Source organism: Taibaiella helva (assembly GCF_003545695.1).
Taxonomy (GTDB): domain Bacteria; phylum Bacteroidota; class Bacteroidia; order Chitinophagales; family Chitinophagaceae; genus Taibaiella; species Taibaiella helva.
Map to the genome: position 1 here is coordinate 20,480 of NZ_QUZZ01000019.1, position 15,662 is coordinate 36,141.

15 protein-coding genes are annotated in these 15,662 nt (G+C 47.5%); 8 read left to right on the forward strand and 7 right to left on the reverse strand.

The window, feature by feature from the left end:
- Positions 1–591: 591 nt before the first annotated feature.
- Positions 592–1,104, reverse strand: a complete 513-nt coding sequence (locus tag DZC79_RS20415) for a hypothetical protein (protein WP_118953478.1) — start codon at positions 1,102–1,104, stop codon at positions 592–594.
- A 300-nt stretch (positions 1,105–1,404) separates the two neighbouring features.
- On the opposite strand from DZC79_RS20415, the gene DZC79_RS20420 reads away from it, so the two are divergent.
- Positions 1,405–2,226, forward strand: a complete 822-nt coding sequence (locus tag DZC79_RS20420; RefSeq protein ID WP_118953479.1) for a universal stress protein — start codon at positions 1,405–1,407, stop codon at positions 2,224–2,226.
- A 49-nt stretch (positions 2,227–2,275) separates the two neighbouring features.
- Positions 2,276–3,571 (forward strand): acetyl-CoA hydrolase/transferase family protein, encoded by a 1,296-nt coding sequence (locus tag DZC79_RS20425; protein WP_118953480.1) that lies wholly within the window; start codon positions 2,276–2,278, stop codon positions 3,569–3,571.
- Between the two features lie 138 nt (positions 3,572–3,709).
- On the opposite strand, the gene DZC79_RS20430 is transcribed toward DZC79_RS20425, so the two are convergent.
- From DZC79_RS20430 to DZC79_RS20440, 3 genes are read right to left on the reverse strand one after another with little or no spacing between them, the layout of a single operon-like run.
- The gene (locus DZC79_RS20430; protein WP_118953481.1) at positions 3,710–4,552 is read right to left on the reverse strand and encodes a restriction endonuclease; all 843 of its coding nucleotides are present in this window, start codon (positions 4,550–4,552) and stop codon (positions 3,710–3,712) included.
- Positions 4,553–4,593: 41 nt separating this feature from the next.
- Positions 4,594–4,977 carry a hypothetical protein gene (locus DZC79_RS20435; protein WP_118953482.1) on the reverse strand — a complete coding sequence of 128 codons (384 nt, stop codon included), beginning with the start codon at positions 4,975–4,977 and terminating at the stop codon, positions 4,594–4,596.
- A 32-nt stretch (positions 4,978–5,009) separates the two neighbouring features.
- Positions 5,010–5,762: an SDR family NAD(P)-dependent oxidoreductase gene (locus DZC79_RS20440; protein ID WP_118953483.1), complete on the reverse strand. Its 753-nt coding sequence runs from the start codon at positions 5,760–5,762 to the stop codon at positions 5,010–5,012.
- Between the two features lie 281 nt (positions 5,763–6,043).
- On the opposite strand from DZC79_RS20440, the gene DZC79_RS20445 reads away from it, so the two are divergent.
- The 5 genes from DZC79_RS20445 to DZC79_RS20465 all read left to right on the forward strand — a co-directional run bounded on the left by DZC79_RS20445 (position 6,044) and on the right by DZC79_RS20465 (position 11,671).
- Positions 6,044–6,484, forward strand: a complete 441-nt coding sequence (locus tag DZC79_RS20445; RefSeq protein WP_118953484.1) for an Hsp20/alpha crystallin family protein — start codon at positions 6,044–6,046, stop codon at positions 6,482–6,484.
- A 42-nt stretch (positions 6,485–6,526) separates the two neighbouring features.
- Positions 6,527–7,177 carry a BON domain-containing protein gene (locus DZC79_RS20450; protein ID WP_118953485.1) on the forward strand — a complete coding sequence of 217 codons (651 nt, stop codon included), beginning with the start codon at positions 6,527–6,529 and terminating at the stop codon, positions 7,175–7,177.
- A 99-nt stretch (positions 7,178–7,276) separates the two neighbouring features.
- Complete coding sequence (locus DZC79_RS20455) at positions 7,277–9,805, forward strand: cation-translocating P-type ATPase (RefSeq protein WP_118953486.1); 2,529 nt, start codon at positions 7,277–7,279, stop codon at positions 9,803–9,805.
- 54 nt (positions 9,806–9,859) lie between these two features.
- On the forward strand, positions 9,860–11,182 hold the full coding sequence (locus DZC79_RS20460) for a L,D-transpeptidase family protein (RefSeq protein ID WP_118953487.1): 1,323 nt from the start codon (positions 9,860–9,862) through the stop codon (positions 11,180–11,182).
- 111 nt (positions 11,183–11,293) lie between these two features.
- Entirely contained in the window at positions 11,294–11,671 is a 378-nt protein-coding gene (locus tag DZC79_RS20465; protein ID WP_118953488.1) for a hypothetical protein, read from the forward strand.
- Here DZC79_RS20465 and DZC79_RS20470 read toward each other — a convergent pair.
- The 3 genes from DZC79_RS20470 to DZC79_RS20480 are packed head-to-tail and all read right to left on the reverse strand — an operon-like array spanning position 11,668 to position 15,104.
- A complete protein-coding gene (locus DZC79_RS20470) occupies positions 11,668–12,729 on the reverse strand; it encodes a response regulator (protein WP_118953489.1) in 1,062 nt (353 codons plus the stop codon). The two genes, DZC79_RS20465 and DZC79_RS20470, sit on opposite strands and share 4 nt — an antisense overlap.
- Positions 12,704–14,317, reverse strand: a complete 1,614-nt coding sequence (locus tag DZC79_RS20475; protein WP_157977313.1) for a sensor histidine kinase — start codon at positions 14,315–14,317, stop codon at positions 12,704–12,706. The genes DZC79_RS20470 and DZC79_RS20475 overlap by 26 nt, the downstream gene beginning before the upstream one ends.
- Before the next feature lie 49 nt (positions 14,318–14,366).
- Complete coding sequence (locus DZC79_RS20480; RefSeq protein WP_118953491.1) at positions 14,367–15,104, reverse strand: LOG family protein; 738 nt, start codon at positions 15,102–15,104, stop codon at positions 14,367–14,369.
- Positions 15,105–15,237: 133 nt separating this feature from the next.
- Here DZC79_RS20480 and DZC79_RS20485 point away from each other — a divergent pair, with 133 nt between their 5' ends.
- Positions 15,238–15,648, forward strand: coding sequence for a hypothetical protein (locus DZC79_RS20485; protein WP_118953492.1), 411 nt, complete (start codon positions 15,238–15,240; stop codon positions 15,646–15,648).
- Positions 15,649–15,662: the final 14 nt, after the last annotated feature.

The window sequence follows — 15,662 nt, forward strand, 5'->3', positions numbered from 1 at the left end:
GATCTTCTTTGAACAATCCCAATTTCTTTAAAAGAGTAAATATGAACGAGAAAAATTCAAAGATTAAAGACATGTCAGTTTTTTGGGTTAGGTCAAACTTAAATATTGGGTTGAAATACTATTAGCAGTCGTTCCCCATCTGACTCCCGCACAATGCCTGTTGTTACCGCAAGTGATGGAGATCATTTTTAATCAGGAGATCATACAGAAGCCATAGTATTGTGGCTATTACCTTTCGGGTAGCCGATACGCAGATTTTTGACAACACTGCGGCAATTGCTATGGTAATAATCCATGCTAGTATCTGCTGCCAGACAACGGATAAAGAATGTCGCATGTAACCAGGTTTTCGGCGATGAGTAAAACGACCTCGAACATACCATAAAAGTAGTCGTTGACGCCAGGTATATCCAATGATCCTGCTCAATCAGAAAAATGATATAGGTGACTGAGACTTTCGACAGGAAGGTTGTTGTCGCCAGGCTTTCATCTGACGGATTGGTTGGGAGGTTTAACCAAAACTGATTGTTACCAGGTAACGAAATGCTTTGTTGGCTCGCCGAATGTAAGGTGTTTTATTATCTGGGCATTTTATCTGCCCTTCCCTGGTTGCGGTTTTTTTTCTTCCGGCTGGTATCCTGTCAGCCTGCGGATATCCTGTCCGAGGCGCTGCATATCGTAATTGTATAAACGGGTATAATCTTCCCAGGCGGCCTGTCCTCCTGTTGCCGGGGGATGTGCAAGTCTTTGTCTCAAAGCTTCATTACGTTCTTTCAGCTTCTTGATCCGTTTGCGATACGGCAAAGGGACCTTCTTTCCCTTCGGGCTTACCTTCTCTTCAAATTTTTCCAGGGCCCGGGTATTCCGGTTAAGATACGTATTGGCCGTATCGCCGAACTGCCGGTAGGCAGCAGCAGAATCCCAGCCAGCCTCATCGGTAGCTTTGACGGCTTCGCTTATATCGGCTGTTTCCTTGCTTTTTTCTATTCTTTCTTTATGTATTACGCTTTCTTCCCGCTGATGACCATGCCCGCAACGGGCAAGCCCTGTTGTCAGTGTGCCGGCAATAACGATCAGGCGGGCTTTGTAAAATAATGTCTTCATATGGAGTATCGATTGTAAACATAAGTGGTGGCTGAAAATCCGCCCGTAGAAAAGGAATGGACCAATGCCTGTTTCGGATAAGCATAGCGCCGTTTTGTGCAGCAAAGATCCGGATAGTTATCCATGTGCTGAAATGAGCGGGATCAGAACTATATATGATCGTTATTACAGAAACGGTCGGTATTATTTACTCGTATCTCAGAATCAAGATCATGCCTGGCGATGCTCCGGATCAGTTTATAGTCTCAGGCGCCGCTCTAATTTTGATCCGGAAATGTAAAAACACTTTCGATTCATGCTATGAAAACCATAATTGTCCCTACCGATTTTTCCGCAGCTTCCATCAATGCAGCCTATTATGCAGCAGAGCTCGCCATGCATACCCATGCTGAAATTACCTTGCTACATGTTATAGCAATGCCGCTTACGGTGGCAGAAGTGCCTTTGCCGATAGATAGTATCGAAATAGCTATGGGCGAGGCCAACAGGTCGCTGAAAGAGCTTAAAGAGAAGCTTGAAAGCTATAGCAATGACAAGCTCTGCATTACTTTCCGGACGACTGTGAATAGTTTCCTGGGAGAGCTCGAGAATTTTAACAGGCAAAAGAAGATCTTCGCGATGGTTATGGGAACAAGCGGTGCAGGCGCTACAGAGGCATTTTTCCTGGGTAGCTTCAGCCTTGCAGCGGCAAAACACCTTGCCCGTCCCCTTATTGTCGTTCCTCCGGGTTATCGCTTCAAAGAGATACGGAAAATAGGCCTGGCCTGCGATATGCGGAATGTATCGGAGACAGTTCCCTTCCAGGGTATAAAGGATATATTCGAGTATTTCCCGGCGAAATTGGAGATCCTGTACGTAAGCAAACCCAAAGAAAAGATGTATCCCCAGGTATTGACGGAAACAAAGTTTATGCAAAACAATCTTGCCTGGCTTCATCCCGAGATCAGGATCACGACCAACAACGACATAAAGCAGGGGCTGGAAGATTTCGTGAGCAAAAACAGTATAGATTTGTTGATGTTGCTCCCTAAGGAGCGCAATTTCGTTGAAAGCATCTTTCATAAAAGTGTGACCAGGAAAATGGTGCTGCATCCGGAGGTGCCCGTCATGATAGTGCATTGAGAAAGACACCAGGCATGCAATAGTTTTCACATTAATTCAAATACAGTAAATGGATATTCATTATCAGAACGCGGACGAAGCGATACAGCTCGTAAAAAGCGGGGACAGGGTATTTATTCATGGCAGCGCTGCCACACCCCGGGTGCTGCTGAACAAGCTGCTTGCCAGGGCAGGCGAGCTTAAAGAGGTAGAGCTGACCTGTATCAGCACCTATGGCGATCTTGCGTGGAACCGGCCTGAAGTGCTTGACAGCTTTTACCTCAATTCCCTGTTTGTTTCAGGCAATGTACGTGAATGGGCGAACGGTAGTCATGGCAATTACGTGCCGGTATTCCTGAGTGAGATACCTGGCCTGTTCCGGGAAGGTATCTTGCCGCTCGATGTAGCGATCGTACATGTATCGCCGCCCGATCAGCATGGATATTGCACGCTGGGGACCTCGGTAGACGCGGCACTGAGCGCCGTACGCAATGCGCCGGTAGTGATCGCGCAGGTGAATCCACGTATGCCAAGGGTACTGGGCGACGGGATCATTCATTATTCGGAATTTACAGCAATGGTATGGGCCGACAGTCCCTTGCCGGAGGTGGATTACAGTGCCGGTGCGGATGAGCGGGCGGAAAAGATCGGCAGACATGTTGCCGGTTTGATTGAAGACGGCGCCACACTCCAGATGGGTATCGGCAGCGTGCCGGATGCCGTACTGAAGCAGCTTACGACGCATAAGGGCCTGGGCGTGCATACGGAGATGTTTTCGGACGGACTGATACCGCTGGTAGAAAAAGGTGTCATTACCAATGAGCATAAAGTAATACGTCCGGGTAAGATCGTAAGCAGCTTTATCCTGGGTACAAAGAAAGTATACGATTTCGCAGACAATAATCCCTACGTGAGTTGTATGGATGTGGCTTTCGTGAATGACAGCGACATTATCCGCAGAAATCCTAAAGTAGTAGCGATCAATAGCGCTATAGAGGTAGATTTTACAGGGCAGATCTGTGCCGATTCCATCGGCACTTATCAATATTCGGGCATCGGCGGCCAGATGGATTTTATGCGCGGCGCTTCCCTGTCCGCAGGCGGGAAACCCATTATTGCTATGCCTTCCACAACGAAGAAAGGCGTATCCCGTATAACACCCTTTCTGCGGCAGGGTGCCGGTGTGGTAACCACGCGTGGACATGTACATTATGTGGCTACGGAATATGGCGTCGTCAATCTGTACGGTCGTAACATGGAGCAGCGGGCCCGCCTGCTGATCAGCATTGCTCACCCCGATCACCGTGAAGCTTTGGAGCAGGCTTACTACCAGCGCTTCGGTAAGCTGTACACCGTATTGAAATAGCCTTTTTATGCTTGACGGGTATAACGCCTGCCTGGAGCGATGACTTTTTTGATGATACTGGGCAAGAATAGCACACCTAGAGTAAGTAGGCAGCGCTTGCGTGTCCAACGTAAGCGCTGCCTGTTAAAATGACTTACACTATGAAGCAAGATGGGCACATTCCGCTTTTATTTTTTCCACTCTTTCGGCTGAGAACTTATTTTCCAGTATAGCCTCATGTTCCATCAGTTCGGAACATAGCACCATATTGCGTTGGAGGAACTCCTGCTTTTCCTGTTGGGTAAGTGTAGTGAGACAGGTAAGGGGATGAAGGCCATACCGATCGATCAGCTCTTTCAGGTTATCCCGAACAGGGAAATCCCAGCCCAGCAAATTCAGACCGGCGCACATTCCGAATGCGATTGCATCCTTGGTGAAATGCGTATTGGTAACTACCCAGCCCTGGAAGGTCAGGGTCTTATTCTTTACTTTCCCGGAAAGGACCTGCTCAATGTCGTTAAAGCGGGCACTGATATATAAAGGGATCTTTACATCACAATAGATCCCCCTTTGCTGATGAAATTTGCACTCTACCAGGTATTGCTCGTGATCTTTCTGTGCCACCACATCGACCTCATGCCGGACGCATTTTCCTTCCAGTACCTTTCCTGTGGACGTTGCAAAGCCCATCTTCCTGAAGATACGCGCTATGAACTGCTCAAATGGGAACCCGGTAGGCCCTAGTTCCATAAGCGCATTCTTAAGCTTATATTTCGCAGCGGGTCCTTTTTTCTGTTGTTTTAGCAATTGAAAGGCCATGCTGTAGATCTTTGCCGTAGGTATACCATCATAAAGCCGGGAAGTGATCTGTATAATAATATCATCTATTATACCAGGAGGGGCGCCAGAACGCAGTAGGGAATCTTTCAGCTTCTTCGCGGAAAAAGCAAGCCGTTCGCCGGAGGCTTTGGTGATCATCGTTTCTTTAGGCTGATGTCTCATGGTCTGCAGGCATTAAAATGTATTTTCCCTGATAACATAGTTCACATCCATTCCGCGCAGAACAGGTTGAAAGCGTGCCGAAGCAGGTTGATCTCCCTTTCCTCCTCGTGGAAGATCTTCTTTTCCTTTTCCAGCTGTGCCAGCAACCCGGTAGCTGCAAATCCTGTATGGCTGGCGATTTCTCCAGCGACCCGGCTGATGTTTTGCCTGATTGCATGGCTCAATTCGTCTATATTATTGCGGTGTAGAATGAATGCATTCTGAAAATGTTCCACCTGTACGGTCACTTCGTACACTGTATTTTTTTGAGCGATTTCCGCCAGGCGTTCGGTCAAAATACCGATCTCTTCTTTATAGAATTTCAGGGTACGTAGACAGTCACTATGAGCGCTATGCCAGTGACGGATATTTGTTCTGATGTTCATAATAAATCAATGTATTTGCTAAATATTAGTTACTAACGACTTAGATAGGCGCCGTCAACCGGGTAGTAGGCTCCATTGACGAAAGATGCTTTTGCTGTACTGAGCCATAATATCAGCTCTGCTACTTCTTCCGGTCGACCCAGCCTGCCTATAGGATGCAGCGTAGCTATCTGGCGCTTCATTGTGTCATCCATCCCCGCGGCAGTCAATAAAGGTGTCTCGATAAAGCCTGGCCCTACGGCGTTGATCCGTATGTTCCTGGCAGCATATTCGATGGCTGCTGTTTGGGTAAGCCCGATCACACCGTGTTTTGCGGCAACATAGCCGGCAGCATTGGCAAAGCCCACCTGCCCCAGTATAGAGGCCATATTGACGATGCAGCCGCCTTGGGACAGCATTGCGGCGATCTCGTATTTCATGCAATAAAAAATGCTGCTCAGGTTAATGGCAATTACTTTGTTCCAGCCCTCTATGCTCATATCGCCGGTGGCATTGCTTTCTCCGCCGATCCCCGCATTATTGACCGCAATGTCAAGCTTATTATATTGCTTTAAGGCCTCAGCAACCAGCGCTTCACATTGAAGGGGATCGCTGACGTCCGTTTTTACTGCATAGGCCTGTCCGCCGGCCAGAAGTATCTGTTTTGTCACGTCCTGACATGCCTGCTCATTAATATCTGATACAATGACTTTTGCTCCCTGCGCAGCAAAGAGCAGGGCCGTAGCAGCGCCGATCCCGGAGCCGGCGCCGGTAATAACGGCCACTTTACTTTCCAATTGGTTCATAACGATTCGTTTTTGAATTAAGTAACCGCAGCAAAGTAAGACCTGTTTCAGCCTGTGAAAAATGATGACGATCATAATATGGGCCAATGCCAGTCAGCCTGCGCCTGCGCGCGAAAAAAAATTGCGTCGGGGCCGGTCGGTTTATCTGCTTGCATCATGATCAATACTGATCCAGATCATTGCGCCCCGCATGCCGGCTCTGTTATTTTTGTAACGGATGGATTGATACCCATTCTGCTTTATTCCAATTTTCTGTTAACTATTAAACAAAGGAGAACGTTATGTCAAAGCACTCATTAATCAACCTACGGGAGATATTGCCCGAAACGACTGACGATTTTTTTGCTTCGTGGAACGAATGGTTCCGCAGGAATTTTTTACTTAGCCGGATGACCGTACCTGCGCTGAACATGTCCGACAATAAAGATCAATATAAAGTAACCGTAGCTGCTCCCGGCCTGGAAAAGGAAGACTTCGATATCGAAGTAGAAGACAACGTGCTAACCATTAGCGCGACTTCGGAGAGGGAGCATGATGAGAATAAAAAGAAATACAGGCATAAGGAATACAGCTATTCCAGCTTTTCCCGTTCCTTTACGCTACCGGCTGATGTTCGCGCCGATGGGATCGATGCCACCTACGATAATGGTATCCTTACTTTGAAGCTGCCCAAAAATGAAGCAGCAAAACCCGCTGCCGGAAGAAAAGTAAAAGTGAAGTAAGATGATTATTCTTCAAACAAGTCACAACAAAATAACGTTTTTATGAAATCAGATAAAAAAATCCAGGAAGACGTAATGGCCGAGCTGCAATGGGAGCCGATGCTGAATGCCGCCGAAATTGGCGTTGCTGTGAACAGTGGGGTGGTAACGCTTTCAGGAAATGTAAGCAGTTATATGAAGAAGCGACAGGCTGAGCTGGCTGCCAAAAGGGTAAAGGATGTCAGGGCGGTAGCCATCGATATCAATGTTGATCTGTGGCCGGAAGACAATAGTAACGATACGGAGATCGGAACTGCCATTGTCGATGTGTTTCGCTGGAACGCGCTTGTTCCCGACGATAAGATCCAAACCAAAGTGGAGAATTGTTGGGTTACGCTTGAAGGCGAGGTGGAATGGCAGTACCAGAAAACGGCTGCTTATGATGCCGTTAATCCACTCCGCGGTATCAAAGGTATATCTAACCTGATCCATGTGAAGCCGGCGGCTGATAAGGTATTGGTTAAGGATGCGATCAAAAAGGCATTGGAAAGAAATGCGGATGTGGAATCCGATAAAATCGCCATTTCCACAGCAGGCCATAAAGTGACACTAAGCGGGAAAGCCGGTTCATGGCACGAAAAAGGCCTTATAGAGCGGGCTGCATGGTCTTCTCCGGGGGTGGCTGAAGTAATTGACGATATAGAGATTGCCTGATCCCTGTTATGTCGTCGAGCGCTGTGCCTGTCCCCGTAAGACAGGCATAGTTTTTATCGGGATACTGCATATTTTTATCCTTGCAAAATTGATCATTCTATGTTTTTACCTACAATTCCGGAAGCAGAAGGATTGACCGATCAGATGGTTGAAGCTGCAAGAGTACAATATGGAAGCAATGAGCTCTCCTATAAGAAGGAGCATCGCCTTATCATTTTTCTGCGGAGCATTATAGGTGAGCCCATGATTATTCTGCTGCTGGCTGCTGCGCTGATTTATGCCATCAACGGGGCACTGGCCGATAGTTTTTTCCTGCTTGCCGCGATCCTGCTGGTTGCGACGATTTCCTGGTACCAGGAACGCAGAAGCCGTAATGCATTAAACGCATTGAAAAAGCTGTCACAACCTTTATGTAAGGTGATCCGCAGCGGATCGGAGAGAGCTGTCGGCAGCGACGAACTCGTAGTAGGAGATATCATTATTATGGAAGAAGGTTCGATCGTTCCTGCCGATGGCGTTATTATCCATGCCAACGATTTCTCGGTGAATGAATCCATGCTCACGGGAGAATCGCTTCCTGTATTTAAAAATACAGTATTGGAAGATCATTTTGTATACCGGGGAACAATGGTGACCAGTGGACAGGCATTGGTAAGAATTACGGCAACGGGTAACCGCACGCGGCTGGGTACTATTGGTAAAAGCCTGGAACGGATCGGCAACGAGCGGAGCCCTTTGGAAACCCGCATGCGGAATTTTGTCAGGAAAATGGCGGTTGTCGGAGGTGTTGTTTTTCTCGCGATATGGGGCATTAATTATTGGCGAAATGCGGAGTTCCTGGACAGTCTGCTAAAATCGCTTACCCTGGCCATGAGTATACTTCCGGAAGAAATACCTGTAGCCTTTACTTCTTTTATGGCTTTGGCAGCAATGCGGCTGATGCGGAAAAGGATTGTCGTGAAGCAAATAAAGACTGTCGAAACACTGGGCAGCGCTACGGTTATCTGTACGGATAAAACCGGGACGATAACCCGGAATAAAATGACGCTGGCTGCAATATATGAAGCCGGATCGGCCCAGATACAGGACCCCGGAGCACCGCTGAATGAAGCGGAATGCGAGCTGATACGGATGGCAATGTGGGCCAGCGAGCCACTGCCCTTCGATCCTATGGATATTGCCTTGCACGAGGCCTATGCCCGGCTGTTTGCCGAAGATGAGCGTGCTGTCTATACCATGATCCACGAATATCCGCTTAGCGGAAAGCCTCCTATGATGACCCATGTTTTCGGGGATAGTTCCGGTCATCGCATTATTGCAGCGAAAGGAGCGCCTGAAGCACTGATCGATGTATGTGGCTTGGATGAAGGTAACAAGGAGCGGGCGTATGCAGCTATAGATCGGCTCGCTCAGCAGGGCTACAGGGTCCTGGGTGTAGGGTCTGCGATATATCCCGGTAATGAATTTCCTCAACAGCAGCAAGACCTTCCTTTCTCCTTCATGGGATTGGTCGCCTTTAGCGATCCTCCGAAAGAAAATATTGATGCGGTATTAAAAGATTTCTACAAAGCTGGAATCGAGGTAAAGATCATAACAGGCGATAATGAGATAACTACCCGTTCCATTGCCCGCTCTATAGGATTGCAGGGCTATGACAGAAGCATTGGCGGAGCCGAGCTGATGAAGATGAATGACCATGACCTGGAACGGTGTGTGTCGGATAAAATGATATTTACCCGGATGTTTCCCGAAGCCAAGCTACGCGTGATTAATGCTCTGAAGCGGACCGGAGCCATTGTGGCTATGACCGGCGACGGTATTAACGACGGGCCGGCGCTCAAAGCCGCGCATATTGGTATTGCAATGGGTAAAAAGGGAACGGAGATCGCCAGGCAGGCAGCTGCGCTCGTGCTGCTGGACGATGATCTTACCGGAATGGTGGAGGCTATTGCGATGGGACGCAGAATTTATACCAATCTGAAAAAAGCGATACGCTATATCATATCTATACATATACCCATTATCCTTACCGTACTTGTTCCCTTGTTATTCAACTGGCGATACCCCAATATACTGTCCCCGGTTCATGTGATCTTCCTGGAGCTGATTATGGGGCCTACCTGTTCTGTCATTTATGAAAATGAACCCATGGAGCCTAATGCAATGCAGCAAAAGCCGCGGCCATACAGTGCCGACCTTTTCAACTTCAGCGAACTGGCTTTAAGTATAGTACAGGGACTGGTCATCGCTCTTGCCGTATTGGCATCCTATTGGTATGGTGTTTTCCGCGGATACGATATAGCAGCAGTCCGTACACTTGTCTTTATCACCCTCGTTTCTGCCAACATAATGCTTACATTAATCAACAGGAGCTTCTATTACCCGGTTTGGGCCACCTTGCGCTACAAGAACCGGATGATCCCCTTTATCATCGGTCTTACCATTACATTGGTTGTGCTGGTGATATGGCTTCTACCGGTAAGAAATTTCTTCGGACTGACATTGCTGCCTTTATCTGAACTCTGCGGCAGCATATTGCTGGGCTTATGTTCGGTGGCCTGGCTGGAGTGTTTAAAATGGCTGCGGCGCAAGAAAACGCTTTCTGATGATCATTACATAAGCGCATGACGGGAATCATTGCCTTTTACCCCCGCCCGGAGCAATTTTGTGTAAAAAATAAAGATGGATCTTTTAGCCGATATAGCGCAGGGGGTAAAGGTATGGCCGGGCAGGATGAAGCACCTCATGATGACCGCGGCCTGCATAGGCTGTGTGCTAACCGGCGGAGCCAGAGGATTAACGACGGCAGGCGATCCGGACATGGTTGCGACCTTTTACACGTCGCGCAGCAACAAGCTGCTGTGGTATGCCGACAGCTCCGGCCGTATACTCAGGTACAATTTGCTGGGTTTGCTAAGCCGGTGCGGAAGCCAGGGTTTAGAACCGGATAAATACTCGTTGAATATCCTGCAGGCTTACGAACAGCAGCACGATCAGAGAACAGATCAGGCTGCAGAGGCCGATCGACGCTATACCAGGGCCTTTATCAACTACCTGGAAGACCTGTTGCATGGAGCATATGCCGATGGCATCAGTGATGATGCGCTTTTAAAAAAAGAGCAAAGCAGAGACCAGAGGCAGATACTGGACCTGTTGGCCAGGTGCACCGACAGTGCAGCAATGAATTCTGCTGTAAAAAGCCTGGAGCCCGGAGATCAGGAATACCTGCTGTTAAAAAACGCTCTGAGCGAAGCGCTGGACAAGGGGCAGCAGGATACTATCTGCTTGCTGAAAACGGCTCTGAATCATTACCGGCGCATTCATCATCCGCATTATCCAAAATGTGTTGAAATAAATATTGCCTCCGGAATACTACGTTATTATGAGCATGATAGTCTTATGCTGAGCATGAAAGTGGTTGCCGGCAGGCCTTCTACGCCTACACCCCGGTTCTCCGCTTATTGCGATGAAGTGATCTTGTATCCTTACTGGAATGTACCCCACAGCATAGCGGTAAATGAATTCCTGCCGCTTTGCAAGAAACTGCCGGGTGTGCTGGATTTTATGAACATGCAGGTATTGGACAGGAAGGGACATATAGTAGATCGCAATAAAATAAACTGGCAGCTGTATAACAGGAATAATTTTCCTTACCGGTTCCGGCAGGCTACGGGCTGCGACAATGCGCTGGGTGTGATCAAATTCAACCTGGATAGCCCCTATGGCGTCTACCTGCATGATACCAACAACAAATTGTCGTTTGCAGCAAAGAAACGCTATTTCAGCCATGGGTGTATCCGTTTGGAAAAACCTATGGAACTGGCGGATCAGCTGCTCGGCCGGAAGCTTGATCATGAATTTCTTGAAACCTGCCTGAAACAGGAGCAACCGCAAACCTTGCAGCTGTCTGCTCCGGTACCTGTATTTGTTGTCTATATCAGGGCTGTTGCCGATGATCCGGGGGGTAATGTAACTTATTATGATGATGTATATAATTTGAAGTAAGGCGACTTACCCGGCGCAAAGGAAACAGGCAATGATCTCGATCATCAGATGGAATCATTCTTATTATTAATCTCATAGTTGTCTTGCTTTACTTTTGAAGAATGAAGAGATATGCAAAAGGAATATAAGTTGAACAGCTCGTATTATATAAAAGAGGGCAGGAAATGGCTAAACGCTTTAAATGATCTGCGAGCAGAGAATATCCGCCTTAAGGATCAGCTTTCGGAAGCGATCAGCCGGGAGGTCAGCCTTGATTTTGTAGAGCAGGCAGATCGGTTCCAGCAGCGTTTTGTGGAAAAGGACCAGGTGCTGGACCTGCTCCGCCATGAAATAAATATCGTGCTAGCCCAAATCGCCGGGCGGGAAATAGTTCCCGCCGATGAACGGCAGTATCAATTGCTGGAAAAAGATATGGAACACCTGATCCACGAGTTTCATCAAATGAAGCTGTCATTTGCCGACTTTCTTATAAAACGTAAAACCGGTTAGTTGAACATCTGCTCCAGCTTCTTAAAATTAAGGATCCGTATCCTGCTTCCTTCCAGGCTTATCAGTTTCTCATCTTTCAGCTCGCTCAGCATCCGTATCAGGGACTCTTTGGCCACACCGGCTATCGATGCCAGGTTTTCGCGTGAAAGATCGATCTGGAATTCCGGATCGTTCTGCGTATTGTATTTTCTGTATAGCAGCACCAGGGTGTCGGCTACTTTTTTTCGTAAAGAATTATAGGCAATAGCCAGCAACTGATCTTCTTTGTCATCGATATTACGCGCCAGTATCCCGATAAATTTTTTCATCACAACCGGATTACTGCCCAGCAGCTCCTCGAATTCGGCGCGGGGAATGATCGCAAGATCCGTATCTTCCAGCGCCTCCGCCGTTTCGCGATAGGTCTTACCTTCCATCAGCGGAATATACCCTAGAAAATCACCCTCGTTATATAAACCGATGATAAGCTCTTTCCCGTCCTCATTCCGCTTGTAGGTCTTTACCTTGCCCTTTTGAATATAGAACAGACGGGAGGGGTGATTGCCTTCTGAATAAATTACCTGCTTCTTCTTATAGCGATTGATATTTCTGCCTTCTTTTAGCTCATCCAGATGATCTTTGCCGGAGTTGATGCCGATGAGCTCGTTGATCCCTTGCAAGTTTTGCGGTAGGGGCTGCCTGAGCTGCTCTGCTTTTTTTAGCCGTATCTCTATTGCATTCAGCAGCTCCGTACCATCGAAAGGCTTGGTGATATAATCGTCTGCACCCATTTCCATTCCCTTCCTGATCTCGCTTCTTTCAGATTTTGCCGTCAGGAAAATAAAGGGAATACCCTGCAGTTCGGGATTCTTCTGGATCATATGCAACACCCCGTAGCCATCCAGCACGGGCATCATGATGTCGCATATAATGAGGTCCGGTTTTTCTCGGGAGGCCGCAGATACGCCTTCCTTGCCGTTTTCGGCAGTATGTACTTCATAGCCTGCAAGATCCAGGATCTCCGCCATATTCTCTTTTATGTCGGTATTGTCCTCAATGAGTAATATTTTCTTCTTCATAATTCGTAACGGGAAAATGGAGTTCAAACGTAGTGCCTTGCTCCAGCAGGCTTTTGCAGGTAATGGTACCGTTCATCAATTCGGTGTATTTGCTTACGATATGTAAGCCCAGGCCGGTGCCCTGTATATTGGTCGCGTTCGTTCCGCGAAAGAAACGTTGGAACAGGTGCTGCTGGTCTCCTTCGGAGATGCCGATACCTTTATCGGTTATGGTCAATGCCAGGGAGCGATGGTCCAATCTGCTTTGTAGCTCAATCCTTGCGCTTTCGGGGGAGAACTTAATGGCATTGGACAGTAAATTCATAACAATATGCTTCATCAGGGAAGAGTCAAGTGCGACCAGACTCTGGCCTGTGTGCCTGTAATGTATATGCTGTCCTTTTTTAAATAAACCCGCCAGCTCGCTGATGATCTGCTCCAGGTGCTGCCTGATATCGAAAGTAGTAGTGCGGACCTGTATCTTTCCTTCTTCGATCTTACCTACCGAAAGGAAATCGTTCAGGATATCGGTAAGCATGTTCACAGACGAGACGATACGTTGCACATGCTTTTCTCTTTTGGGATGGTCCTCTTTTTCTTTATACTGAGATACCAGGTAGGCCGAAGAAAGTACGGTGCTGAGTGGTGTACGGAATTCATGTGAAGCCATAGAGACAAACCTGGATTTAAGCTCGCTCAGCTCTTTCTCCTTTTCAAGCGCGATCCGTAGATCGGTCTCTGCTTTTTTCCGTTTGGATACATCCATAGCTATGCCCAGGTAGCCTTCTATATCGCCCTGTGTGTTGCGCATGGCCGTAAAAGTCTGCGATACGGGAAACCGGTTTTGCCTGCTGTCTATATAAGTTAGCTCATGCTCGTTGGATTGACTGTTGCCCGCTTTTTCAATAAGGTAATCAAGTGTGATTTCTTCATTGGCAAAAAAGACCGAAGGGGTCTTTACACTGATCAGTTCAGATGCTGTATAGCCCAGCATTTTCTCGGCTGCGGGATTGAACATTTTAATCACGCCATCGCTATCCGTTACGAATATGATCGCTTCGGCATGATCCCATATATTATTGAGAAAGGTATTGATGCGGTTCAGCTCAACATCCTTGGCTTCCGTTTCCGCAATAAGCGCAGCCAGTTGTTTTACAGTGCTGGTGAGCGTCAACGTTCGTTCGTCGATCTTATGTTCAAGCTCCTCGTTAAGCTTCTGTAAGGCTTGTTCGGCTTCCTTGCGCTTGGAAATATCGCTCAGAAAAGCAATAACATATTTGCCCTGTTCCGTCTCATAGTTACCCAGGCTTACTTCTACAGGGAATTCCGTGCCGTCTTTGCGTGCTGCGTAGAGATCCATGCCCAGCCCCATAGGACGGCTTTTGGGATGTTCGTTATAATGCTCCACATGCTTTACATGCCGGTTGTGGAACCGCTGAGGGATCAGCTTTTCAATACGCTGATGCAGCAGCTCCCCTTCCGCATAACCGAATTGTTCCAAAAGGAAAGGATTGACCAGCACAATTTTCCCCTGCTCATCTGCTACCAGAATGCCCATCGAGGCATTGATAAATAGGGCATCAAATCCAATGCCGGTATCTCTGTTCATGAAGTGTATATTGGGTGTCACAAATATACCATAATTCGGCAGGTTATGGCTATTCACCCAGGAGCGCAAGTTTATGAAATGCTTTTTTCCTTCCTTCGGCATATTTTTCAAGGGCCAAATGTTTAATATGATCCAGGGCTTCTTCGATCGAATCTGTGAACAATACATATTTCATATCCTCCGCCCCGATCATATGTTCGGCAAGCAATTGGTGGAACAAAGGCATTAAGGGCTCCCAATACTCTTTTCCGAAGATAATGACGGGGAAATCGATTATCTTATGCGTTTGTATAAGGGTAAGCGCTTCAAAAAATTCATCCAGGGTGCCAATCCCGCCGGGCATGATGACGAAGGCGTTTGAATATTTGAACATAAGCACTTTCCTGACGAAAAAATAATGGCAAACGAACCATTTGTTCATGTAAGGATTGGGATGCTGCTCCTTTGGCAATCGAATATTACAACCTACCGAGTATCCCCCGGCTTCCATCGCGCCCCGGTTAGCGGCTTCCATAATACCCGGGCCGCCTCCGGTGATCACGGTAAAGCCCAATCCCGCCAATCCTCTTCCCATTTTACGGGCATCTTTGTAATATTCGGAATCTTCCTTTACGCGCGCAGACCCGAATATAGCCACACATGGTCCTACGAAATGTAATACCCTGAATCCCCGGATAAACTGCCATAAGACTTTCACCGAAAACCAAAGCTCCAAAATGCGCGACCGCGGCCCTTCAAGAAATATTCTTTCACTGCTGCTGCCTTTCCTGTTCCGGCCTTTAAGCATGAGTACAAATTTTCGATAAAGATCAGGAGACCATCGCTCGCTGCAGTTGATGACGATGAATGCTTTTGCTGATTGATGTCATTGACTGAAATACCGTGCTGCTATAATTTCGAGTATTAATTCTTATAGCACGATGGAAATTTATATTATCGAAGATGACCTGGTCAGCAATATTCAACGGGAATTCAGAAAGTGGTATCCTTATCTGAAGCTCCAGTTCTATAAGACCAGCCACAGGGAAGGGGAATCATCGGGCAAAGCGGACAGGATCAGTTCTGAACTGCCTCTCTCCGAGGTAACCATGTTTCATACCGGCGGAAAGATCAATATAGATCCTGAAAGGACCGTAGCCCAGGTCGAGGCCGACTTCTTACATCAATTCAGCTTATGTGTCCAGGTCATGCGGCAATCGGGCGGATTGTGGCTACAAACGACCGATACCGATCATTGGACATTGCAGCAGCAGAATGAGGAAGGCCGCGTCCACAGCATACCCCTGGAAAGCGAAAAGCCTGCGGATTTTGATCTGCAGGACTTCAATTAGATAACTACAAACAG